This window comes from Kitasatospora sp. NPDC093806 (genome assembly GCF_040683335.1).
Lineage (GTDB): Bacteria > Actinomycetota > Actinomycetes > Streptomycetales > Streptomycetaceae > Kitasatospora.
In genome coordinates this window covers 13,043-34,238 of record NZ_JBFBDO010000090.1, presented here as the reverse complement: position 1 = coordinate 34,238, position 21,196 = coordinate 13,043, and the positions used below count along the sequence as shown (strand labels likewise).

The following is a 21,196-nucleotide window of genomic DNA, read 5'->3' as shown; positions in this document are numbered from 1 at the left end:
GCTGGCCGACGACGCCCGTGGGGTGCCCGAAGAGGGCGACGGCGCCGCCGGGGGCGAGGGCGTCGTGGACGAGGTCCCAGCGGCGGCCGGGCCGGAGCCGCCGCGCAGCCCGGCGGGCGGAGGCGGCGGCGGAGCCGAGGCGGGGTTGCGGCCGAGCGCGACCGGACCGGCGCCGGAGCCGGACGGACCGCCGCGCAGCCCGGCGGGCGGGGGCGGCGGCGGGGCGGAGGCCTGGTTGCGGCCGAGCGCACCGGCCGGACCGGGCTCACCGGCCGGCGGCGGCACCGGGGCACCGGGCGCGGAGGCGGGAGCAGGGGCGCCGGGCAGTCCGGCCAGACCGGGCACGCCGTCGGGCGGGGCCAGCATGGTCGGGGCGTGCTCGACGGTCGGTCCGGCCGGCGGCACGGGCGTCCCGGGCACGGGCGTCCCGGGACCACCCGGCGCGGGCGCACCCGGCAGACCCGCCAACCCCGGCAGACCACCTTCCGGAGCCAGCACCGTCGGCGCGGGCTCCACCGACGGACCACCCGGCGCAGGAGCACCCGGCAGACCCGCGAGCCCCGGCAAGCCACCCTCCGGAGCCAGCACCGTCGGCGCCGGCTCCACCGACGGACCACCCGGCGCAGGAGCACCCGGCAAGCCCGCCAACCCCGGCAGACCACCCTCGGGCGGCATCAGCACGGTGGCCGCCTCCGAGCCGGCCCGGGGCTCGCCGGGCAGCCCGGCACCGTTGGTGCGCAGGCCGTCCGGCAGCAGAACGGTCGCCGCCTCGACGGGCGCGCCCGCACCGGACGCGGCCGGACCGGAGACGTCGGCCCCGGACAGCCCGGACGGCCCGGACGCATCAGCGCCGGGCAGGCCGGCCAGACCGGCCCCGGACCCGTAGGGCGGGAACGGCTCGTCGTGGCCGGGCGGCGGGGCGAGCATGGTCGGGGCGTCCCCGGCAGGACGCTCGGAGACCGGCGGCGTGGTCAGGACGGCGGGCCCGCCCCCACCCCCGACCGGCGGAACCGGTGCCGGCGGAACCGGCGGCCCGGAGACCGGCGCCACAGGCGGCCCAGCAACCGGAGCAGCAGGCGGAACGGCAGGCGGAACGGCAGCCGGAGCAGCAGGCGCCACCGGCGGCCCGGCAGGCTCGGCGGCCTGCCCCGGCACACCCGCACCCGCGCCCGCACCCAGCCGCTCGGCCTCGGCGGCCAGCGCCGCCTCACCGGCCTCCTGCAGCCACTGCGGCGGGCTCAGCAGGAACGACGTCGCCTCGACCGGCCCCGGCGTGGGCCGGGCCGCCCCGGCCGGGTTGGCCGCGACCGGCCGCCCGTACGCCTCCTCGTACTGCCGGACCACCTCGTTGACCGGCAGCGCGGGCCAGAGCGTGCTCGCGCCGGAGTCCCGGGCGATCACCAGCCGCGCCTCACCCTCGGCGGCCCCGGTTCCGGCCCCGTCTCCGGCCCCGGTTCCGCTCCCGGCCTCCGCGGGCTGCACCGCCCAGCAGACGAAGCCCAGGTCGAACTCCCGGACCCGCACCTCGCGCTGCCGCTCCCGCGGCACCCCGCCGTTGATCCACTCCTCGGCGAGCTCCTGCGCCTGCGCGTACGTCACCACGCCCGGTTCACCCCTGTCCCCTTCGTCCCCGCGTTCCACACCGCTCGTCCCACACGCTCGACCGACACCCACGCCGCGGCCACCGCCGCCGACACCGGCACCGCCGCCGACGCCACCTCAGCCCACCGGCACGGCACGGGCGAACCCGCCGTCCACCATCAGCTCGGCGACCGTCTCCAGCTCCGCCGGGCTCCCGGCCAGCCGCAGCAGGAAGGCGTCGAAGTCCTCCCCGCAGGGCAGCAGCAGCCGGGCGGCCCGCTCGTCGGGGGCCTCGGCGGAACCGCTGTCGCGGGCGTCGTCGTACAGGCAGCACCAGACCGAGCCGATCCGGTCGCCGCGCACCTTCAGCGCCACGATGCCGCCCTGGGCGTAGGCGATGCCCAGGTAGTCCTTGGTGAAGTGGTCGCGCAGGCACTTGTTGGCGTAGACGACGTCCTCGGTGCCGTACTCCTCGCTGAGCGTCAGGAACGGCTGGTCGATCAGCAGCCCGAGGTCCGGGTCGAGCGCCACCCCGACCGGGGCGCGGCCGCCGGCCAGCTTGAGGAAGGTGCGGTAGGCGCCGGGCAGCCGGTAGCCGAGCCGCTCCTCGGCGCGCTGGATCAGGTCCTCGGGGACGCCGATCGGGTCGGTGCCGTCCTTGGCGAGCGAGAAGTGCACCGGGCGCTTCTCCTGGAGCGGCCGGGTGCCCCGCCGCCCGTGGTCGGCGGTGGAGGTGGCCAGGCCGCCGTGGTGCCGGAGCAGCGCCTTGACCTCGACCGGGACCAGCTCCATCCGCCGCCAGCCGGGCGCGGCCCGGCCGACCGCGTGGTGCCAGGTCCAGCCGGGCGGGGTGGCGACGGCGGTCTCCAGGTCGGCCCAGAGCGGGTGGCCCTGGGTGAACAGGGCGGCGTTGGCCGAGACGTAGTCGGTCAGCCGCAGTTCGTCGACGCCGAAGCCGGCCGGCGGGTCCGCGACCTCGGCCGCCGCCGCGGCGTAGGGGCCGAAGTCCGGGTAGCCGTGCTCGTCCACCCGGACCCCGGCGGGGTGCCGCTCCGCGCGGACCGGGTCCGGGAACTGCACCACCTGACCTGCGTACGCCGCGTTCGGTGCGGCGGCGACGCCGGGCCGACCTGTCGTCATCTGGGAGCCCCCACTGGCTGCTGCAAATTCTCGGTGCGCTTGTTGGGAACCAGCGTAGGGGGTGCGCCCGCGGCCCGGCCCCCCCGCCCGGGAAGCAGGCCTCGGACCGCCCGGGAAGCGGGCCCCACACCACCCGGGCCCCGGCCCTCACACCGCCAGCGCCTTGGCCAGCACCTCCACCACCCGTTCCTGCTGCGCCCCGGTGATCTGCGGGTACAGCGGCAGGGTCAGCAGTTCGCCGGCGGCCCGTTCGGCGACCGGGAACGACCCCGCGCCGTGCCCGAGGTGCCGGAAGGCGGGCTGCAGGTGGACCGGCACGGGGTAGTGCACGCCCGCGCCGATCCCGGCGGCGTTCAGCGCGGCGAGCAGCGCGTCGCGGTCCCGCCCGGGGCCGATCCGGACCGCGTACAGGTGCCAGACGTGCTCGTTGCCGGGCGCGGTGCGCGGCGGGGTGACGCCGTCCAGGCCGGCGAGCAGCCGGTCGTAGCGGGCGGCGGCGGCGCGGCGGGCCTCGTTCCAGGCGGGGAGCCGGCGCAGCTTGGCCCGGAGCACGACGGCCTGCAGCGCGTCCAGCCGGGAGTTGAAGCCGAACCGCTCGTGCACGTACTTGCTCGCCGAGCCGTGGTCGCCGATCAGCCGGACGGCGGCGGCCAGGTCCTCGTCGTCGGTGACGACGGCGCCCGCGTCGCCGTACGCGCCGAGGTTCTTGCCGGGGTAGAAGCTGGTGGCGGAGATCCGGCCGTGGAGGGCGCGGCCGTGCTGACGGGCGCCCTGGGACTGGGCGGCGTCCTCCACCACCGGCCGGTCGCCGGCCAGGTCGAGCAGCGGCGCCAGCGGGGCGAGCTGGCCGTTGAGGTGGACGGGGAGCAGCGCGACGGCGTCCGGCAGGACGTCGGCGACCCGGGCGGGGTCGATCAGCAGGTGGTCGGGGTCGGCGTCGACCAGGACCGGGCGCAGGCCGGCCCGCTGGACGGCCTCGGCGGTGGCCACGAAGGTGTTGGCGGGCAGCACCACGCCGCCGCCGGGCGGCAGGCCGAGGGCGCGCAGGGCGAGTTCGAGGGCGTCGGTGCCGTTGGCGGCGCCGACGCAGTGGCGGGCGCCGGAGAAGGCGGCGTACTCCTCCTCGAAGCCGGTCACCTCCGGTCCCTTGACGTAGCCGCCGCTCGCGAGCACCCGGTCGAAGCCGGCCCGGACCTCCGCCTCGACCTCGGCGTGCGCGGCCTTGAGGTCGACGAGCGGGACGGGCTGGTCGGTGGTCATCCCGCGTGCTTCCCTTCCACCGGGACGGTGGCGCCGTCGAGTTCGAGGCTGAGCGTGGCCGCCTCCAGCAGCTGGAGCACCCGCAGGCCGGACCGGCCGTCGGTGAGCGGGGCCCGGTCCTCGGTGATGGCGGCGGCGAACTCGGCCATCACGTTGCGCAGCGCCTCCTGTTCGACCAGCGCGGGGGCGACCATCGCGCCGACCCGGTAGGAGATCAGCGCCCGGTGGCGGATCGCGTCGGTCAGTTCGTCGGGCGGGGTGAGGTCGACGCCGCGGTCGTGCACGGCGAGCCGGGTCTGCGGGTTGAGGTCGTCCCAGACCAGGGTGCGCCGCGAGCCGCCGATCAGCGTGGTGCGGACCTTGGTCGGGGAGAGCCAGTTGACGTGGCAGTGCGCCAGCGCGCCGTTGTTCAGCCGGACGGTCAGGTAGGCGACGCAGGCCCGGCCGGCGCCGATCGGGTCGGCGCCCTGGGCGGAGACGCCGACCGGTTCGACGCCCGGTGGCAGCACGAAGTCCAGGATGGACAGGTCGTGCGGGGCGAGGTCCCAGAGCACGTCGACGTCCGGCTGGACCAGCCCGAGGTTGATCCGCACCGAGTCGAAGAACTGGACGTCGCCGATCTCGCCGCCGTGCACCAGTTCGCGGATCCGGCGCACCACCGGGGTGTAGCAGAAGGTGTGGTCGCACATCAGCACCAGGCCGCGGTCCTCGGCGAGCGCCACCAGGTCGGCGGCCTCCGCGGCGGAGGTGGTGATCGGCTTCTCCACCAGGACGTGCTTGCCGGCCTCCAGCGCCGCCCGGACCAGCCGGTAGTGCGCGGTGGCCGGGGTGGCCACCGCGACCGCGGCGACCCGTTCGTCGGCCAGGACCTCCGCGAAGGAGGTGGTGGACCGGACGGTGCTGTACTCCCCGAGCACCCGGCGGCACTTCGCCTCGTCCAGGTCGCAGAGCCAGCGCAGGCGCAGGGCCGGCGTGTGCTGGGCGTTGCGGACCAGGTTCGGGCCCCAGTAGCCGGCCCCGACCACGGCGATCCCGATCCGGTGGGCGGGCGCGGTCTCCGGCGGCGCGCCGGGGGTGGGTACGTGGTCGCCCGGTGCCTGGTTCGCGGTTTCCGTCTCCGTCATCGCAAGACCCCCTCGCTCCGAGGTGCGCCGACCGCCCCGGAGTACCGGCGGGCCTCGCCGCCGCGCACCCCGACGGCCCTGCCGACCAGCGGAGTTGCCGCCCCGTCGGGACGTCCGGTCGGAACGTCCCACCGGACCGGCCGATCCCTCGGCTCGGTGCTGGAACGGTACCGGCCGCCACGGCCGCCCGGGGGTGGATTGCGGAAACCCGGGAGCGGCTCGGGCCGCTGCCGTACGGTTCCGGCCGACGCCGTACGACGGCCCACCGGCCGGCCGGGCGTCCACCTGCCCGCCACCGGCCCTTCACCGGACCCACCACCGACCCGTCACCGGCGCTTCCACCGGACCGCGCGCCCGCCCCGACCGCCCGTGCGCCGCACCCCGGTTGTGCGGATGTCAGTGACATTTGACAGGCTGGCCCCTGTCAGGACACGCACCAGTAGACGTGGACGAGGAGGAGGACGACGCCATGACCACCGGGGAACCGGCCGGGCCGCCGCTGCTGCGCCATCACCGCGACAGCCTGCTGCCCGCCGTCGCCGCCGCGTTGTCGTTGAAGGGCGGCGAGGTGCACACCCTGGCCGGCGACAAGTCGGCCCGCCGCCCGCTGCTGCACCCACTGGTCGGCGACTTCCTGGACGGGCTGCCGCCGGAGCACCGCGAGCGGTTCACCGGCCGCTGCCCGGAGGCGGTCCTGCTCTCCCAGTACCTGACCACGGTGGACGGCCGGCGCTCCAAGCGCGCCTCCCGGAAGCCGATGAGCCTGCACGAGGCCCGCAAGTCGCTCAAGGGCGCCCGGCTGACCACCGTCCGGATCCGCGAGGAGCAGGACCCGGCGCACGGCACCCACGCGCCACCCTGCCGCTCCTGCGCGCCGCTGCTGGAGCACTTCACGGTGCAGAGCGTCGCGGTCGGCCCGGCCGCCGCCGGCTGACCGGCCCGTCCTCGCCCGGTCCGGTTCCACCCGGCCGGCGCCGAGCCCCGGGCCGCGACCGCCGCCACGACCCCGACCACGAGGGCCACGGCCGACGCCGCAGCCCCGTCCCCCCGTTCCCGATCCACCGGAGCCCGTCCTGAATCCGCCCAGTCCACCCCCGCCCCCTCCCCCGCCGACCACGCTCGCCGGCTCCGCCGGACCGGGCGGCGCCGCCGGACCGGCGCTGCGGACCCGCCCGCGCTTCCCGGCCGACGTCGCCGCCGAGCTCAAGGCGGCCGGCTGGCACCCCGGCCGCTGGCAGATCCGGCAGGCCGAGGAGTGGGCCGACGCCCTGGTCGGCCACGGCGGCCCGACGGGCGTCCCGCACTCGGTGTTCCCGGCGGCGGTCGAGGCCTGGGCCGAGTTCGGCGGCCTCGCCTTCGACCTGGCCGGCCCCGGCCGGCAGCTGGCCCGGACGCCGTTCCTGATCGACCCGCTGCGCGGGCTGCACCAGCCGCGCACCCTGGCCGACCTGGGCCGCGCGCTGGACAGCCGGCTCGCCCCGCTCGGCGAGGAGGCGTACGGACAGGCGCTGCTGGCGATCGACGAGGAGGGCCGGGTCTACAGCCTGGACCACACCGGCGAGTGGTTCCTCGGGCACGGCATCGACCAGGCGATCTCCACGCTGGTCCTGGGCACCGCCCCGGAGCGGCTGCGCACCGCGGACGAACCCTAGGGCGTGCCCGACACGCCCCGGGGAGCCCGGGCGGCCCTGCACCAGCCGGGCGGCCCTACACCAGCCGGTCGGACCGGACCGCCAGCCGGGACGGCAGCACCGCCTCCACCCGGAACCCGCCGTCCCGCTCCGGCCCGGCCGAGAAGGTGCCGCCCAGCGCGACCACCCGCTCGCGCATCCCGACCAGCCCGTTGCCGCCACTGGGCAGCGCGGCCGCGGCCCGCTCGCCGCCCGGGCAGGCGTTCACCACGCTGACCCGCACCCCGTTCGGCGCGTAGGCGAGCAGCACCGACACCTGCGCGCCGCCGGCGTGCTTGTGCGCGTTGGTCAGCCCCTCCTGCACCACCCGGTACGCGGTCTGCTCGGCCTCGCCGGTGAACTCCTGCCGGCTGCCGCTGACGGTCAGGGTGACGGCCATGCCGGCCGCCCGGGACTGGTCGACCAGCCGCGGCAGCGCGGCCAGCGAGTCCGGTTCGGCCGCGCCCTCGTCGGACATCCGCAGCACCCCGAGGATCTCCCGCAGTTCGTTGAGCGCCTGCCGGCCGACCTCGCCCATCAGCTTGGCGCTCTGCGCCGCCTTCTCCGGGTCCTTGGCGACGATCCGCTCCAGCGCCCCGGCGTGCACCACCATCAGCGAGACCCGGTGGGCCACCACGTCGTGCATCTCCCGGGCGATCCGGGTGCGCTCCTCCAGCCGGGCCCGGCGGGCGCGCTCCCTGGCCTGTTCGGCGAGCAGGTCGAGCTCGGTCTCCAGGCCGTGCGCGCGGTCCTGGAGCGATTCGATCAGCCGCCGCCGGGCCCCGACGTACAGGCCGGTCACCACCGGTGCGACGGTCACGCCGACGGCCACCATCAGGGCGAGCAGCAGCTGCCCCCAGAACGGCGGCTGTTCGATCGTCGGGTCGCCGGGTTCGAGCATCGACAGCAGGATCACCCCGGCCGTCTCGGCGTAGGCGAGCGCGGAGAGCGCCACCACCCGCCGGCGGCGGGAGGGCCACTCCCAGGTCTCGGCCAGCGTGTAGAGGGCCACCATCAGCAGCACCATGCCCGGCACCCCGGGCATCACCATCAGGGCGACCACCACCGGGACGGCCGGCCAGCGGCGCCGCAGCACCAGGGTGGCCCCGGCCAGCGCGCCGAACAGCGCGATCCCGAACAGCGCCACCACGCCGAGGTGGATCCGCGCGCCGAGGTACGCGACCGAGCTGGCCGCGCACTCCAGGGCCGCCAGCGCGGCCAGGCCCGCGTCCAGGAAGGCGCTTCGTCGCCGTTGCCACCACAAGAAGGACGACCGGTCCCGCGTGCGCTCCCCAGGCGACTTGCTCATGACCCACAGCCTACGGCGCCGCCCCGCCCGGCCCCCACCCGGATTCCCCGCCGAACCCACGGGGATTCCCCGCCCGGACGCCGCGCACGCCCCCCGTGACCGGCAAGTGGTCCAGACCACATACGTCCCCGGGGCATCGTGTCCGCCATCCGGCCACTTCTCGGACACCGCCCCTCCCGACACCTATGCTGGTCGCGTCGGACAGCGCGGTCCGCACGCGTCACACCCGCCACACGCGGGAGCGCCCTGTGACGATGAGCCGTTGCCGAACACCCCACCACCCCGAGGGAGCCAGCCGTGACCGCTCCGGTCCCCAGCCCGGCGGACAGCCCAAGCACCGCCGCCGCCGGCCCGATCGCCGACAACTCCGCCCTGCGCGCGGACATCCGCCGCCTCGGCGACCTCCTCGGCGAGACCCTGGTCCGCCAGGAAGGCCCCCAGCTGCTCGGCCTGGTCGAACAGGTCCGGCTGCTCAGCCGCACCAACGGCGAGGCCACCGCCGAACTGCTCTCCGACATCGACCTGGAGACCGCGGCCAAGCTGGTCCGCGCCTTCTCCACCTACTTCCACCTCGCCAACGTCACCGAGCAGGTGCACCGCGGCCGCGAGTTCGCCACCCGCCGCGCCCACGAGGGCTCGCTGCTCGCGCAGACCGCCGACGAGCTGGCCGAGGCCGACCCCAAGCACCTCCAGGACACCCTGGCCCACCTCGCGGTCCGCCCGGTCTTCACCGCGCACCCGACCGAGGCCGCCCGCCGCAGCGTCCTCAACAAGCTCCGCCGGATCGGCGAACTCCTCGACCGGATCCACCGCGAGGAGGCGGCCGCCGGCCTCTCCCACGCCGACCCGGCCCGGACCTCCTCCGCCCGCCGCCAGGCCGACCGCCGACTCGCCGAGGTCATCGACCTGCTCTGGCAGACCGACGAGCTGCGGATCGCCCGCCCGGAGCCCACCGACGAGGCCCGCAACGCCGTCTACTACCTCGACGAGCTCTACCGCGACGCCGTCCCGCAGGTCCTGGAGGAGCTGCACGAGGAGCTCGCCCGGGTCGGCCTGGAACTGCCCGACGGCGTCCGCCCGCTCACCTTCGGCACCTGGATCGGCGGCGACCGCGACGGCAACCCCAACGTCACCCCGCAGGTCACCTGGGACGTCCTCAACCTCCAGCACGAGTACGGCATCAAGGACGCCCTCGCCGCCATCGACGACCTGCGCGGCTCCCTCTCCACCTCGGAGCGGCTGGCCGGCGCCTCGGTGGAGCTGCTCGCCTCGCTCAACACCGACCTCCACCTGCTCCCCGAGCTGAGCCCCCGCTACAAGCGGATGAACGCCGAGGAGCCGTACCGGCTCAAGGCCACCTGCATCCGGCTCAAGCTGGAGAACACCCGCGAGCGGCTGGCCGGCGGCACCCCGCACGTCGAGGGCCGCGACTACCTCGGCACCCGCGACCTGATCGCCGACCTGCGGCTGATCCAGGACTCGCTGCGCGCCCACCGCGGCGGGCTGATCGCCGACGGCCGGCTGGCCCGCGCCATCCGCACCATCGAGGCGTTCGGCCTCCAGCTCGCCACCATGGACGTCCGCGAGCACGCCGAGGCCCACCACCACGCGCTCGGCCAGCTCTTCGACCGGCTCGGCGAGGAGGCCTGGCGCTACGCCGACATGCCGCGCGAGTACCGCCAGCGGCTGCTCGCCAAGGAGCTGCGCTCGCGCCGCCCGCTCGCCCCCACCCCGGCCCCGCTGGACGCGGCCGGCACCAAGACCCTCGGCGTCTTCAACACCATCCGCGAGGGCTTCGAGCGGTTCGGCGACGAGATCGTCGAGTCGTACATCATCTCGATGTGCCAGGGCGCCGACGACGTCTTCGCCGCCACCGTGCTGGCCCGCGAGGCCGGCCTGATCGACCTGCACGCCGGGATCGCCAAGATCGGCATCGTGCCGCTGCTGGAGACCACCGACGAGCTCCAGCAGGCCGACCGGATCCTCGACGAGATGCTGTCCGACCCCTCCTACCGGCTGCTCGTCTCGCTGCGCGGCGACGTCCAGGAGGTCATGCTCGGCTACTCCGACTCCTCGAAGTTCGGCGGCATCACCACCTCCCAGTGGGAGATCCACCGCGCCCAGCGCCGGCTGCGCGACGTCGCCCACCGGTACGGCATCCGGCTGCGGCTCTTCCACGGCCGCGGCGGCACGGTCGGCCGCGGCGGCGGCCCCTCGCACGAGGCCATCCTGGCCCAGCCGTGGGGCACCCTGGAGGGCGAGATCAAGGTCACCGAGCAGGGCGAGGTGATCTCCGACAAGTACCTGCTGCCCTCGCTGGCCCGGGAGAACCTCGAACTGACCCTCTCCGCCACGCTGGCCGCCTCCGCGCTGCACACCGCCCCGCGCCAGGCCCCCGAGGAGCTGGCCCGCTGGGACGCCGCGATGGACCGGGTCTCCGAGGCCGCGCACACCGCCTACCGGGCCCTGGTCGAGCAGGACGACCTGCCGAAGTACTTCTTCGCCGCCACCCCGGTCGACCAGCTCGCCTCGCTGCACCTGGGCTCCCGCCCGTCCCGCCGCCCCGACTCCGGCGCCGGCCTGGACGGTCTGCGGGCCATCCCGTGGGTGTTCGGCTGGACCCAGTCCCGCCAGATCGTCCCCGGCTGGTACGGCGTCGGCGCCGGCCTCGCCGCCGCCCGCGAGGCGGGCCTGGGCGACGTGCTGGACGAGATGTACGGCCAGTGGCACTTCTTCCGCAACTTCCTGTCCAACGTCGCCATGACGCTGGCCAAGACCGACCTGCGGATCGCCCGCCACTACGTCGAGCAGCTGGTGCCCGCCGAGCTGCACCACGTCTTCGACCAGATCGTGGCCGAGCACGACACCACCCTGCGCGAGGTCCTGCGGCTCACCGGGGAGAGCGAGCTGCTGGAGCACAACCCGGTGCTCAAGCAGACCTTCACGGTCCGCGACGCCTACCTCGACCCGATCTCCTACCTGCAGGTCGCGCTGCTGCGCCGGCAGCGCGAGGAGGCCGCCACCGGCCGCCACGAGGACCCGCTGCGGGCCCGCGCGCTGCTGCTGACCGTCAACGGCATCGCCGCCGGCCTGCGCAACACCGGCTGACCGGCCCGCCCGGACGGACGGAGGGCCCTGCGGCACCCGCCGCAGGGCCCTCCTGACGTGTCCGGTGGCTCAGGAACGGGTCGGCGTCGGCTGGCCGACCCGGAAGATGTCGACGACCTCGACCACCTCGGCGCCGTACCAGGCCAGGATCTCGGCCCGGGCCGTCTCCGCCTGCGGGCTGTACAGGACCAGCCCGAAGCCGCTGTCAGCCGGCAGGCAGCCCACGATCTCCACGCCCCGACTCCGCCAGTGGTCATCCGCCACGATCTGCTCCCCCCGCTCCCTGAGCGCCTTCCGGGAGGCGCTCACGTCCACGAAGACGAGCTGCACCCCGGGATCCCGGGCGACGCCGTCGCGCACCGCCTGGTCGAAGTCCCCGCCCGGTACCCGCATGACATACACCGTGGCGTTCCGGCTCGACGTGCAGACGCCGTAGAACTGCTCCGGGTACTGCCCCACACCGAAGTCGCGGGCCTTCCGCGCCGTCGGCAGCGCGGCGGCGATACCGGACGGGAAGCCGGTCGACGCACCCGGGGACGGGCTCGCCGAGGCCGAGGACGGCCCCGACGACGGGGGCGTCCGCAGCGCACCCGGCCCGCCCTCGCACCACCCCACCGCTCCCCCGGGGTGCAGTTCCAGCGGCACCCCGATCCGGCCCGAAGGACTCCCGCTCGGCGACCGGCCCACCGTCGGCGACGCCGCTCCCGCCGTCGGCGACCCGCCGGCCGCCGCCGGGCCGACCGCGGCCCCGCCGCCCGGACCGTCCAACTGCGCCACCGCCCCCGCCCCGAGCAGCACGGCCACCACCGCCGCCGCCGACCGCAGCGCCGTCCGCCGCCGCGCCCGGCGCCGTCCGGCCCGCCGCAGCTCGGCCAGCGGCGGACTGCCGCCCACCGCCTCCGCCCGCGCGCCCAACCGCACGACCAGGTCCTCCTCGAACCCGTCCACACGCCCGTCCTCAGCCGCCATGACCCACCATCTCCTCCGCCGGTGCCAGCTCCTGCCGAAGCGTCTTCATCGCGCGCGCCAGATGGGTCTTGGCCGTGGTGTGCGAGCAGCCGAGCTCCTCGGCCACCCGGGCCACCGGGAGGTCGGCGTAGTACCGCAGCACCACCGCCGTCCGCTGACGGACCGGCAGCGACCGCAGCGCGGCCTCCAGTTGCTCGTCCCGCGGGCCCGGGTCGGCCGCCGGGCCGTCCGGCAGCAGCGAGGTCAGCACCTCGCGCCTGGTCCGGCGCCACCGCGACACATGGGTGCGGACCATCGCCTTGCGGACGTACCCCTCGGCCGCCCCCGGGTCCCGGATCGCCCCGCGCCGGGCGTACACCCGGGCCAGGGCGTCGTGCAGCAGGTCCCTGGCGTCGTGGACGTCCCCCGTGATCAGGAACGCGCCACGCAGCAGGGCCTGGTACCGCGCCGAGACGAACTCGTCGAACGGGTCGCTCCCGGCGCCATCCGGCCGCATCGATTCGCGCTTCATGCCCACAGGACGCACCGGCGGGCCAGAACGGACGACAGCCCCCGGAAAACGCCGGAGGGGCCGGCGTCCGGTCCCCCGGACACCGGCCCCTCCGGGCCGCTGCTCACTCCCCCAGGTCGCCCGCGCGCCGGCGCCTGACCCACAGGGCCGCGCCGCCGGCCGCCACGACCAGCCCGCCGCCGACAGCCAGCAGGCCCGCGTCACCGCCGACCGAGCCGCCGAGCACCGGGCCGAGCTGCGCCGAGACCGGCTCCGGGGACACCACACCCGGGTCCGGCTCCGCCATCGAGTCGGCGTGCGCGACGCCGCCGGACAGCAGCACCCCGGCCGCGCCCAGCGCACCGGCGGTGCCCAGCGCACCCGCCGTGCCCACCCGCCGTCCGATCTGCCTCAGCCGAACCACCCGGATCCGCCGAAGGCGCCGGACCGGCCGAAAACTCCGCATCGAGAACTCCCCAGAACCCGTTCGCGTACCGGCTTCGACGCTATCCGATCCGCACAGTCTTCTCACACTCATTCAGGTTTGGACGAACAAGCGTTGTACGACTGTTGCGTACCTCGACGAACCGGGGACGGCTCAGGAGTTGTACGTCGACTGGGCCCGCTCCAGGCCCTCGGAGAGCAGCGCCTCCACTGCGTCCGCCGAGCGGTCGACGAACCACTCCAGCTCCTTGCGCTCGGTGCTGGAGAAGTCCTTCAGCACGAAGTCCGCGACCTCCATCCGGCCCGGCGGGCGGCCGATCCCGCAGCGCACCCGGTGGTACTCCGGGCCGAGCGACTTGGTGATCGACTTCAGCCCGTTGTGGCCGTTGTCACCGCCGCCCAGCTTCAGCCGCAGCGCCGCGTAGTCGATGTCCAGCTCGTCGTGGACGGCCACCAGCGCCGAGGCCGGCGCCTTGTAGAAGTCCCGCAGCGCGGTGACCGGGCCGCCGGAGAGGTTCATGAACGACATCGGCTTGGCCAGCACCACCCGCTTGCCCGACAGCCGCCCCTCGGCGACCTGCGCCCGGCTCTTGTGGGCCTTGAACTTCGCGCCCATCCGCTGGGCCAGCAGGTCCACCACCATGAACCCGATGTTGTGCCGGTTCCGGGCGTACTGCTCCCCCGGGTTGCCGAGCCCGACCACCAGCCAGGGGCCGTCGTACACCTCGTCACTCATGCTCCACCGCTCCTCGTACTCACCTGTGCCGCCGTACCGGCCTGCGACGCCATCTTCCCGGACACACCGCTGCCCCGGCCGCTCCCAGCACGGGGAGCGACCGGGGCAGCGGTCTCAAGCTGTGCGAAAGGCTCAGGCCTCGGCGCCGGCCTCGGCCTCGGCGGCCTCCTCGGCCGGGGCGGCCTGGGCGGCGACGACGTGCAGCACGACGGCGTCGGCCTCGACGGCCAGGGTGACGCCGGCCGGCAGGGTGATGTCCTTGGCGTGGATCGAGGCACCGGCCTCCAGGCCCTCGACCGAGACGGTGACGGCCTCGGGCAGGTGGGTGGCCTCGGCCTCGATCGGCAGGGCCTGCAGGACGTGCTCCAGCAGGTTGCCGCCCGGGGCCAGCTCGCCCTCGGCGTGGACCGGAACCTCGACGGTGACCTTCTCGCCACGCTTGACCAGCAGCAGGTCGACGTGCTCGATGGTGCGCTTGATGGCCTCGCGCTGGACGGCCTTCGGCAGGACGTACTCGTCCTTGCCCTCGATCGGGACGACCAGCAGGGCGTTCGGGGTCTTCAGGGCCATCATCAGGTCGTGGCCGGGCAGGTTCAGGTGAACCGGCGCGTGGCCGTGGCCGTAGACGACACCGGGGACGAAGCCGGCGCGGCGGGCGCGGCGGGCGGCACCCTTGCCGAACTCGGAACGGGTCTCAGCGGCGATGCGGATCTCGGACACGACTGCACTCCTCGTGGAATATGGCGCGGGGGTGCAGGCAATGCGAAAAGCCGCCGGGACCACACCCTCAGTACGTTCGGGGGTCACTCGGCGGCGTACGACCTCTGCCGACGCCCGGAAATCCGGCACCGGCAGCGCGTCGATCACGGAGCGGGCACCCGCGAAGCGGGCGCACGGCATCCCTCGCCGAGCAGTTTCACGAGTCTAACCGGGGAGGCCGCCTCGCGCGAAATCGGCGGCGGCCCCGGTCCGTACGGAACCGGGGCCGCCTGCACGGGGCTTGGTCAGTGCACGCCCTCGAAGAGGCTGGTGACCGAGCCCTCCTCGAACACCTCGCGGATGGCGGCGGCGATCGACGGGGCGATCGACAGCGTGGTGATCTTGTCGAGCTGCAGCGAGGCCGGGGTCGGCAGCGTGTTGGTGAACACGAACTCGCTGACCCGCGAGTTCTTCAGGCGGTCGGCGGCCGGGCCGGACAGCACGCCGTGGGTGGCGGCGACCAGGACGTCCGCGGCGCCGTTCTCGAACAGCGCGTCGGCGGCGGCGCAGATCGTGCCGGCGGTGTCGATCATGTCGTCGACCAGGACGCAGACCCGGCCCTCGACGTCACCGACGACGTCGGCCGACAGGATGGTGTTGGCCTGGGTGATGTCGCGGCGCTTGTGGATGATCGCCAGCGGCGCGTCCAGGCGGTCGCACCACTGGTCGGCCACCTTCACCCGGCCGGCGTCCGGCGAGACCACGGTGAGCTTGGAGCGGTCGACCCGCTCGCCCACGTAGTCGGCCAGCAGCGGCAGCGCGAACAGGTGGTCCACCGGGCCGTCGAAGAAGCCCTGGATCTGCGCGGTGTGCAGGTCCACGGCCATCAGCCGGTCGGCGCCGGCCTGCCGGAGCAGGTCGGCGACCAGCCGGGCCGAGATGGGCTCGCGGCCCAGGTGCTTCTTGTCCTGGCGGGCGTACCCGTAGAACGGCAGGATCGCGGTGATGCTCCGGGCGGAGGCCCGCTTCAGAGCATCGATCATGATCAGCTGTTCCATGATCCACTGGTTGATGGGAGCCGTGTGGCTCTGCATCACGAAGCAGTCCGCGCCGCGCGCCGACTCCAGGAAGCGGACGTAGATCTCACCGTTGGCGAAGTCGAGGGCCTTGGTCGGAACCAGCTCGGTCCCCAGCGACTCGGCCACCTCCCTCGCCAGCTCGGGGTGGGCACGGCCGGAGAAGAGCTTCAGCTTCTTCTCGCCCGACGTCGTGATCCCGCTCACTGCACCGTCTCCTCGCGTTGCTGACGCTGAACCCGTCCGCGCCGCGCGGGCAGGCGTGCGCCTGCCGGCGGGAGGGGTCGGGGGAATTGTCGGTACGCCGGGACACGGGCGGTAGGCCCAATGGCGCACGTATGACCCCAAGGTTACGCGCCCGCGCGCGAACCGTCCGCCCCGGGACCGTCGGCCCGACCGCCGCCCGCCCGCTCAGGCCCCGGCCGCGTCCCCGCCGCCCTCGCCCGCCGCGGCGGCCGCGGCCTGCGCCGACGTGGTTCCCGGTCGCTTGCGCTCGACCCAGCCGGCGATGTTCCGCTGCTGGGCGCGGCTGACCCCGAGCGCGCCCGCCGGCACGTCGCCGGTGATCACCGAACCGGCCGCGGTGTAGGCGCCGTCCCCGATGGTCACCGGGGCGATGAACATGTTGTCGGAGCCGGTCCGGCAGTGCGCGCCGATCACCGTGCGGTGCTTGTTCACGCCGTCGTAGTTCACCGTGACCGAGGCCGCGCCGACGTTGCTGCCCTCGCCGATCGTGGCATCCCCGATGTAGGAGAGGTGCGGCACCTTGGCGCCCTCGCCCAGCTCCGAGTTCTTCACCTCGACGTAGGTGCCGACCTTGGCCTTGCGGCCCAGCTTGGCCCCGGGCCGCAGGTACGCGTACGGACCGGCGACGGCGAGCTCGCCGACCTCGGCCCGGTCGGCCGTGGTGTTGCTCACACGCGCGCCGGCCCCGATCCGGGTGTCCTTGAGCGTCGAGTTCGGGCCCACCTCGCAGCCCTCGCCCAGGTGGGTCGCGCCCTGCAGCTGGGTGTTGGGCAGCACCACCGCGTCCGGCTCGTACGAGACCTGGACGTCGAACCAGGTGCTCGCCGGGTCCACCACGGTCACGCCGGCCCGCATCGCCCGCTCCAGCAGCCGGTCGTTCAGCAGCCGGCGGGCGTGCGCGAGCTGCACCCGGTCGTTGATGCCGAGGATGTCCCGGTAGTCGGCGGCGACCACCGCGCCCACCCGGTGCCCGGCCCGGCGCAGGATCTCCAGGGTGTCGGTCAGGTACTCCTCGCCCTGCGAGTTGTCGGTGGTGACCTCGGCGAGCGCCCGCACCAGCAGCTTGGCGTCGAAGGCGAAGACCCCGGAGTTGATCTCGTCGATCGCCCGCTGGGCGTCCGAGGCGTCCTTCTCCTCGACGATCGCCGCGACCGCGCCGTCCGCCTCGTCGCGCAGGATCCGGCCGTAGCCGAACGGCTCGGGCACCACCGCGGTCAGCACGGTGACGCCGTTGCCCTGCCCGGTGTGCGCCTCGGCCAGGGCGCGCAGCGTCTCCCCGGTCAGCAGCGGCGCGTCCCCGGTGGTGACGATCACGGTGCCGTCCAGCTCGACGCCGTCGGCCGCCAGCGCCTCCAGCGCGGTGCGCACCGCGTGCCCGGTGCCGTTCTGCTCCTCCTGCACCACCGCCCGGGCCGCCGGGTGATGGGCCGCCAGGTGCTCGCTGACCTTCTCCCGCAGGTGCCCGACCACCACGACCAGCTGGTCCGGCGTCAACTCCTCCGCCGCCGCCACCGCGTGGCCGACCAGCGACCGCCCGCACACCTCGTGCAGCACCTTCGGCAGGCTGTTCGACTTCATCCTGGTCCCGCCACCGGCGGCGAGCACGACAACGGCGGCAGGCGAATTGGCACTCACGGGGGGAGGCTCCTCATTCGGTTACACGGGGAGGGCAGAGCGGCCGGCGGCGGGACCCGCACGTCAACGCCCTGGCCACGTCGAGGATAGCCGGGCCGGGAAAAGCGGCGGCTCGGCCGAAATCGGCAGGCCTGGCCACGCACATTGCTCCGCCGGATGGACTCGAACCATCACTGCAAGGCTCCAAAGGCCTGCGGGCTGCCAATTACCCCACGGCGGACAGTTGCTCAGACCTTACCCGAGTCCGCCACCGGCTGGGTATCGCTGCTCGCACGCGGTGATCCCGGGTGCGAAAGGTGCCCACATCAACCGAATCCGGACGTCATCCATCCAGTCGGGTGAATTCACTCAAGCGACGCCCGGCGGCGTATTCCCTCGGCGGCGGCGCACAACCTACGATTCCGTAGGTTACGCGAACGTAGCCTCCGTCCTCTCCCCCTCAAGGACGCCCATGACCATCCAGGCCGGCGAGGCGCACGCCGACTCCGCGCGCCCCTTCGACAGCTCCGCCCCCGACTCCACCTCCGCCCCCGACTCCGATTCCGCCGCCCCCCTCCCCGCCGGCGCCCCCGCCCCCGGGCTGCTCTCCGCCACCCGCGGCGGGGAGCGCCAGGGCGCGGCCGAGCGGATCGCGCTCGGCGCCTTCATCGCCGTCCCCTTCCTCGCCCTGCTGGCCGCCGTCCCGGTGGCCTGGGGGTGGGGGCTCGGCTGGACCGACCTCGCGATCGCCACCGCGATGTACTTCCTCACCTGCCACGGCATCACCGTCGGCTACCACCGCTACTTCACCCACGGCGCCTTCAAGGCCAACCGCCCGCTCCGGGTCGTCCTCGCGGTGGCCGGCTCGCTGGCGATCGAGGGCCCGCTGGTGCGCTGGGTGGCCGACCACCGCAAGCACCACCGGTTCAGCGACAAGGACGGCGACCCGCACTCCCCCTGGCGCTACGGCGAGAGCGTCCCCGCGCTACTCAAGGGCCTCTGGTGGGCGCACATGGGCTGGCTCTTCGACGAGGAGCAGACCTCGCAGCTCAAGTACGCGCCGGACCTGGTCCAGGACCCGGCCATGCGGGCGGTCTCCCGGCTCTTCTGGCTCTGGACGACGATCTCGATGCTCGTGCCGCCGCTGGTCGGCGGGCTGGTCACGCTCTCCTGGCAGGGCGCGCTCTCCGCCTTCTTCTGGGGCTCGCTGGTCCGGGTGGCGCTGCTGCACCACGTCACCTGGTCGATCAACTCGATCTGCCACGCCATCGGCCGCCGGCCGTTCCGCTCCCGGGACCGCTCCGGCAACGTCTGGTGGCTGGCGGTGCTCTCCTGCGGCGAGTCCTGGCACAACCTGCACCACGCCGACCCGACCTCGGCCCGGCACGGCGTCCTGCGCGGCCAGATCGACTCCTCGGCCCGGCTGATCCGCTGGTTCGAGCTGGCCGGCTGGGTCCGGGACGTCCGCTGGCCGGACGCACAGCGGATCGCCGCCCGCCGCGCCGCATGAGGGCGCGCCTGCAGCATGATGTAGGGGTGAACGGGAGCAGCGCAGACAGCACAGGCGGCCACCAGAGCACGCGGACGGACGCCGCGCCCGATCCGGCGCACGCCCGTCCGCGTGCCACCGCCGGGGCGGACGGCGCGGCTCCGGCCCCGCGCCGCCGGGGCGGCCGGGTGCGGATGACCGGCAAGCAGCGCCGGGAGCAGCTGCTGGAGATCGGCCGCACCGTGTTCGCGGAGCGCGGCTACGACGGCACCTCGGTGGAGGAGATCGCCGAGCGGGCCGGGGTGTCCAAGCCGGTGGTGTACGAGCACTTCGGCGGCAAGGAGGGGCTGTACGCGGTGGTGGTCGACCGCGAGATGCAGTTGCTGCTGGACATGGTGACGGGGGCGCTGACCGGGGGGCACTCGCGCGAGCTGCTGGAGCAGGCGGCGTTCGCGCTGATGGACTACATCGACACCTCGACGGACGGCTTCCGGATCCTGGTCCGGGACTCCCCGGTGGCGCAGTCGACGGGCACCTTCGCGTCGCTGATCAGTGACATCGCGACGCAGGTCGAGGACATCCTGGGGCTGGAGTTCAAGGCCCGCGGGTTCGACGCGCGGCTGGCCCCGATGTACTCGCAGATGCTGGTGGGGATGGTCGCGCTGACCGGCCAGTGGTGGCTGGAGGTGCGCAAGCCGGACAAGGCAGAGGTGGCCGCCCACCTGGTGAACCTGGCCTGGCACGGCCTGGAGGGGATGGAGCGGCACCCGAAGCTGGTCGGCGAGCGCAAGGCCTGAGCCCCGCCACCGCCGCCTCTTCACCCCGACGGCTACCGCTTCACCCCGACGGCGAAGATCCGGCGGAACGGGAAGACGGTGCCGTGCGGTCCGGCGGGGTAGGCCCGGCGGAGCAGCTCCCCGTACTCGGCGAGGAAGTCGGCCCGCTCGCCCTCGTCGGTGAGCCGGGTGAGGACGGGCCGCAGGGCGGTGCCCTTGACCCACTCCAGCACCGGGTCGGGGCCGGTGAGCAGGGTGCTGTAGGTGGTCTCCCAGACGTCGGCGGTGCAGCCGGCCTCGGCGAGGACCCGGAGGTAGCCGCCGGGTTCGTGGACGCCGGCCCGGGTGGCGTCCTCCCCGAGGAGGTCGCGCCAGCGGGGGCCGCGACGCAGTTCGGCGAGCGCGGTGTGGCTGGGCGAGCCGAAGTTGCCGGGCACCTGGAAGGCGATCACCCCGCCGGGCTTCAGCGCCTCGGCCCAGCGCGCCAGCAGCCCGAGGTGCCCGTCCACCCACTGGAGCGTCGCATTGGAGACGATCGCGTCCGGCGCCGCCCCGGCCGGGTCGTAGTCGGCCGCGTCGGCCAGCAGGTAGTCGGCGGTGGGTTCGCCCCCCGCGCGGGCGGTGGCGAGCATCTCGGCGGAGTTGTCGATCCCGGTGAGGCGGGCGGCGGGCCAGCGTTCGCGCAGGACGGCGGTGGAGTTGCCGGGGCCGCAGCCGATGTCGAGCACGGTCGGCGCGGGTTCGTGCGGGAGGGCGGGAACGCGGGCGAGCAGGTCGCGCAGCGGGCGGGTCCGTTCGTCGGCGAAGCGCAGGTACTGCGCGGGGTCCCAGACGGGGGAGGTCATGATCGTCCTCGCAAGTATCTCGACATCAAGATATCCAACTCCAGCTTTCACCCTGGATTTCTCGACGTCAAGAGACTTCACATCGACACAACCCCCGATACACTGATCGTCATGGAGGACGAGGTCGATCGGCTGGTCGCAGCATGGCGCAGGGAGCGCCCCGACCTCGACGTGGAACCGCTCGAGGTGCTCAGCCGGGTCAGCCGGCTCGCCCGGCACCTCGACCGCGCCCGCCGGGCCGCCTTCGCCGAGCACGGTCTGGAGCCCTGGGAGTTCGACGTGCTGACCGCCCTGCGGCGGGCCGGCGCCCCGTACCAGCTCTCCCCCGGCCAGCTGCTCACCCAGACCCTGGTCACCTCCGGCACCATGACCAACCGGATCGACCGGCTCACCGGCAAGGGCCTGGTCAAGCGGCTGCCCGACCCGGACGACCGGCGCGGCGTGCTGGTCCGGCTCACCGACGACGGCCGCGACCGCGCCGACCAGGCCCTGGCCGGACTGCTCGCGCACGAGCGCGAACTGCTCGCCCAGCTGACCGGCGCCCAGCAGGGCGAACTCGCCGGGCTGCTCCGGCAGCTGGTCGCCCCCTTCGACAACATCCCGTAGCGACGCCCGGATCG

18 protein-coding genes, 1 tRNA gene and 1 pseudogene are annotated in these 21,196 nt (G+C 74.6%); 6 read left to right on the top strand and 14 right to left on the bottom strand.

Annotated features, from left to right (window positions below; translation table 11 throughout):
- The 4 genes and pseudogenes from AB0N76_RS30535 to AB0N76_RS30520 all read right to left on the bottom strand — a co-directional run.
- Window positions 1-1,602, bottom strand: a pseudogene (locus AB0N76_RS30535) (hypothetical protein); the annotation flags it as partial.
- A 117-nt stretch (window positions 1,603-1,719) separates the two neighbouring features.
- A complete protein-coding gene (locus AB0N76_RS30530; protein WP_363562603.1) occupies window positions 1,720-2,721 on the bottom strand; it encodes an SMI1/KNR4 family protein in 1,002 nt (333 codons plus the stop codon).
- A 147-nt stretch (window positions 2,722-2,868) separates the two neighbouring features.
- Window positions 2,869-3,981, bottom strand: coding sequence for a DegT/DnrJ/EryC1/StrS family aminotransferase (locus AB0N76_RS30525; protein ID WP_363562601.1), 1,113 nt, complete (start codon window positions 3,979-3,981; stop codon window positions 2,869-2,871).
- The gene (locus tag AB0N76_RS30520; RefSeq protein WP_363562599.1) at window positions 3,978-5,105 is read right to left on the bottom strand and encodes a Gfo/Idh/MocA family oxidoreductase; all 1,128 of its coding nucleotides are present in this window, start codon (window positions 5,103-5,105) and stop codon (window positions 3,978-3,980) included. Before AB0N76_RS30520 ends, AB0N76_RS30525 begins: the two co-directional genes overlap by 4 nt.
- A 469-nt stretch (window positions 5,106-5,574) precedes the next feature.
- Here AB0N76_RS30520 and AB0N76_RS30515 point away from each other — a divergent pair, with 469 nt between their 5' ends.
- Window positions 5,575-6,039 carry a YwqJ-related putative deaminase gene (locus tag AB0N76_RS30515; protein WP_363562597.1) on the top strand — a complete coding sequence of 155 codons (465 nt, stop codon included), beginning with the start codon at window positions 5,575-5,577 and terminating at the stop codon, window positions 6,037-6,039.
- A gap of 226 nt (window positions 6,040-6,265) precedes the next feature.
- Window positions 6,266-6,757: an SUKH-3 domain-containing protein gene (locus AB0N76_RS30510; RefSeq protein ID WP_363562607.1), complete on the top strand. Its 492-nt coding sequence runs from the start codon at window positions 6,266-6,268 to the stop codon at window positions 6,755-6,757.
- 55 nt (window positions 6,758-6,812) lie between these two features.
- Here the strand turns inward: AB0N76_RS30510 and AB0N76_RS30505 are convergent, their stop codons facing one another.
- Entirely contained in the window at window positions 6,813-8,084 is a 1,272-nt protein-coding gene (locus AB0N76_RS30505) for a histidine kinase (RefSeq protein WP_363562595.1), read from the bottom strand.
- Between the two features lie 354 nt (window positions 8,085-8,438).
- Between AB0N76_RS30505 and ppc the strand changes: the two genes are divergently transcribed.
- The gene (gene ppc / locus AB0N76_RS30500; RefSeq protein ID WP_363562605.1) at window positions 8,439-11,192 is read left to right on the top strand and encodes a phosphoenolpyruvate carboxylase; all 2,754 of its coding nucleotides are present in this window, start codon (window positions 8,439-8,441) and stop codon (window positions 11,190-11,192) included.
- Window positions 11,193-11,261: 69 nt separating this feature from the next.
- Here ppc and AB0N76_RS30495 read toward each other — a convergent pair whose 3' ends face one another.
- From AB0N76_RS30495 to AB0N76_RS30460, 8 genes are all read right to left on the bottom strand, one after another.
- On the bottom strand, window positions 11,262-12,161 hold the full coding sequence (locus AB0N76_RS30495; RefSeq protein WP_363562593.1) for a hypothetical protein: 900 nt from the start codon (window positions 12,159-12,161) through the stop codon (window positions 11,262-11,264).
- On the bottom strand, window positions 12,151-12,672 hold the full coding sequence (locus AB0N76_RS30490) for a SigE family RNA polymerase sigma factor (protein WP_363562591.1): 522 nt from the start codon (window positions 12,670-12,672) through the stop codon (window positions 12,151-12,153). The genes AB0N76_RS30495 and AB0N76_RS30490 overlap by 11 nt, the downstream gene beginning before the upstream one ends.
- 103 nt (window positions 12,673-12,775) lie before the next feature.
- Window positions 12,776-13,045 carry a hypothetical protein gene (locus AB0N76_RS30485; RefSeq protein WP_363562589.1) on the bottom strand — a complete coding sequence of 90 codons (270 nt, stop codon included), beginning with the start codon at window positions 13,043-13,045 and terminating at the stop codon, window positions 12,776-12,778.
- 204 nt (window positions 13,046-13,249) lie between these two features.
- Window positions 13,250-13,831, bottom strand: coding sequence for an aminoacyl-tRNA hydrolase (pth, locus tag AB0N76_RS30480; protein WP_363562587.1), 582 nt, complete (start codon window positions 13,829-13,831; stop codon window positions 13,250-13,252).
- A gap of 132 nt (window positions 13,832-13,963) precedes the next feature.
- Window positions 13,964-14,551, bottom strand: a complete 588-nt coding sequence (locus AB0N76_RS30475) for a 50S ribosomal protein L25/general stress protein Ctc (protein ID WP_363562585.1) — start codon at window positions 14,549-14,551, stop codon at window positions 13,964-13,966.
- 284 nt (window positions 14,552-14,835) lie between these two features.
- Window positions 14,836-15,813 (bottom strand): ribose-phosphate diphosphokinase, encoded by a 978-nt coding sequence (locus AB0N76_RS30470; protein WP_363562583.1) that lies wholly within the window; start codon window positions 15,811-15,813, stop codon window positions 14,836-14,838.
- Between the two features lie 204 nt (window positions 15,814-16,017).
- On the bottom strand, window positions 16,018-17,487 hold the full coding sequence (glmU, locus tag AB0N76_RS30465; protein ID WP_363562581.1) for a bifunctional UDP-N-acetylglucosamine diphosphorylase/glucosamine-1-phosphate N-acetyltransferase GlmU: 1,470 nt from the start codon (window positions 17,485-17,487) through the stop codon (window positions 16,018-16,020).
- 147 nt (window positions 17,488-17,634) lie between these two features.
- Window positions 17,635-17,707 (bottom strand) — tRNA-Gln (locus tag AB0N76_RS30460).
- Between the two features lie 231 nt (window positions 17,708-17,938).
- Between AB0N76_RS30460 and AB0N76_RS30455 the strand changes: the two genes are divergently transcribed.
- On the top strand, window positions 17,939-18,976 hold the full coding sequence (locus AB0N76_RS30455) for a fatty acid desaturase (RefSeq protein ID WP_363562579.1): 1,038 nt from the start codon (window positions 17,939-17,941) through the stop codon (window positions 18,974-18,976).
- A 173-nt stretch (window positions 18,977-19,149) separates the two neighbouring features.
- Window positions 19,150-19,752 (top strand): TetR/AcrR family transcriptional regulator, encoded by a 603-nt coding sequence (locus AB0N76_RS30450; protein WP_350559156.1) that lies wholly within the window; start codon window positions 19,150-19,152, stop codon window positions 19,750-19,752.
- A gap of 32 nt (window positions 19,753-19,784) precedes the next feature.
- Here the strand turns inward: AB0N76_RS30450 and AB0N76_RS30445 are convergent, their stop codons facing one another.
- Window positions 19,785-20,576: a methyltransferase domain-containing protein gene (locus AB0N76_RS30445; protein WP_363562577.1), complete on the bottom strand. Its 792-nt coding sequence runs from the start codon at window positions 20,574-20,576 to the stop codon at window positions 19,785-19,787.
- A gap of 111 nt (window positions 20,577-20,687) precedes the next feature.
- Here AB0N76_RS30445 and AB0N76_RS30440 point away from each other — a divergent pair, with 111 nt between their 5' ends.
- Window positions 20,688-21,182, top strand: coding sequence for a MarR family transcriptional regulator (locus AB0N76_RS30440; protein ID WP_363562575.1), 495 nt, complete (start codon window positions 20,688-20,690; stop codon window positions 21,180-21,182).
- The last annotated feature ends 14 nt before the right edge of the window (window positions 21,183-21,196 follow it).

Coding starts and splice junctions, on each gene's coding strand:
- AB0N76_RS30530 (WP_363562603.1), bottom strand. CDS start 2,721: ATGACGACAGGTCGGCCCGGCGTCGCCGCCGCACCGAACGCGGCGTAC.
- AB0N76_RS30525 (WP_363562601.1), bottom strand. CDS start 3,981: ATGACCACCGACCAGCCCGTCCCGCTCGTCGACCTCAAGGCCGCGCAC.
- AB0N76_RS30520 (WP_363562599.1), bottom strand. CDS start 5,105: ATGACGGAGACGGAAACCGCGAACCAGGCACCGGGCGACCACGTACCC.
- AB0N76_RS30515 (WP_363562597.1), top strand. CDS start 5,575: ATGACCACCGGGGAACCGGCCGGGCCGCCGCTGCTGCGCCATCACCGC.
- AB0N76_RS30505 (WP_363562595.1), bottom strand. CDS start 8,084: ATGAGCAAGTCGCCTGGGGAGCGCACGCGGGACCGGTCGTCCTTCTTG.
- AB0N76_RS30495 (WP_363562593.1), bottom strand. CDS start 12,161: ATGGCGGCTGAGGACGGGCGTGTGGACGGGTTCGAGGAGGACCTGGTC.
- AB0N76_RS30490 (WP_363562591.1), bottom strand. CDS start 12,672: ATGAAGCGCGAATCGATGCGGCCGGATGGCGCCGGGAGCGACCCGTTC.
- pth (WP_363562587.1), bottom strand. CDS start 13,831: ATGAGTGACGAGGTGTACGACGGCCCCTGGCTGGTGGTCGGGCTCGGC.
- AB0N76_RS30455 (WP_363562579.1), top strand. CDS start 17,939: ATGACCATCCAGGCCGGCGAGGCGCACGCCGACTCCGCGCGCCCCTTC.
- AB0N76_RS30450 (WP_350559156.1), top strand. CDS start 19,150: ATGACCGGCAAGCAGCGCCGGGAGCAGCTGCTGGAGATCGGCCGCACC.
- AB0N76_RS30445 (WP_363562577.1), bottom strand. CDS start 20,576: ATGACCTCCCCCGTCTGGGACCCCGCGCAGTACCTGCGCTTCGCCGAC.
- AB0N76_RS30440 (WP_363562575.1), top strand. CDS start 20,688: ATGGAGGACGAGGTCGATCGGCTGGTCGCAGCATGGCGCAGGGAGCGC.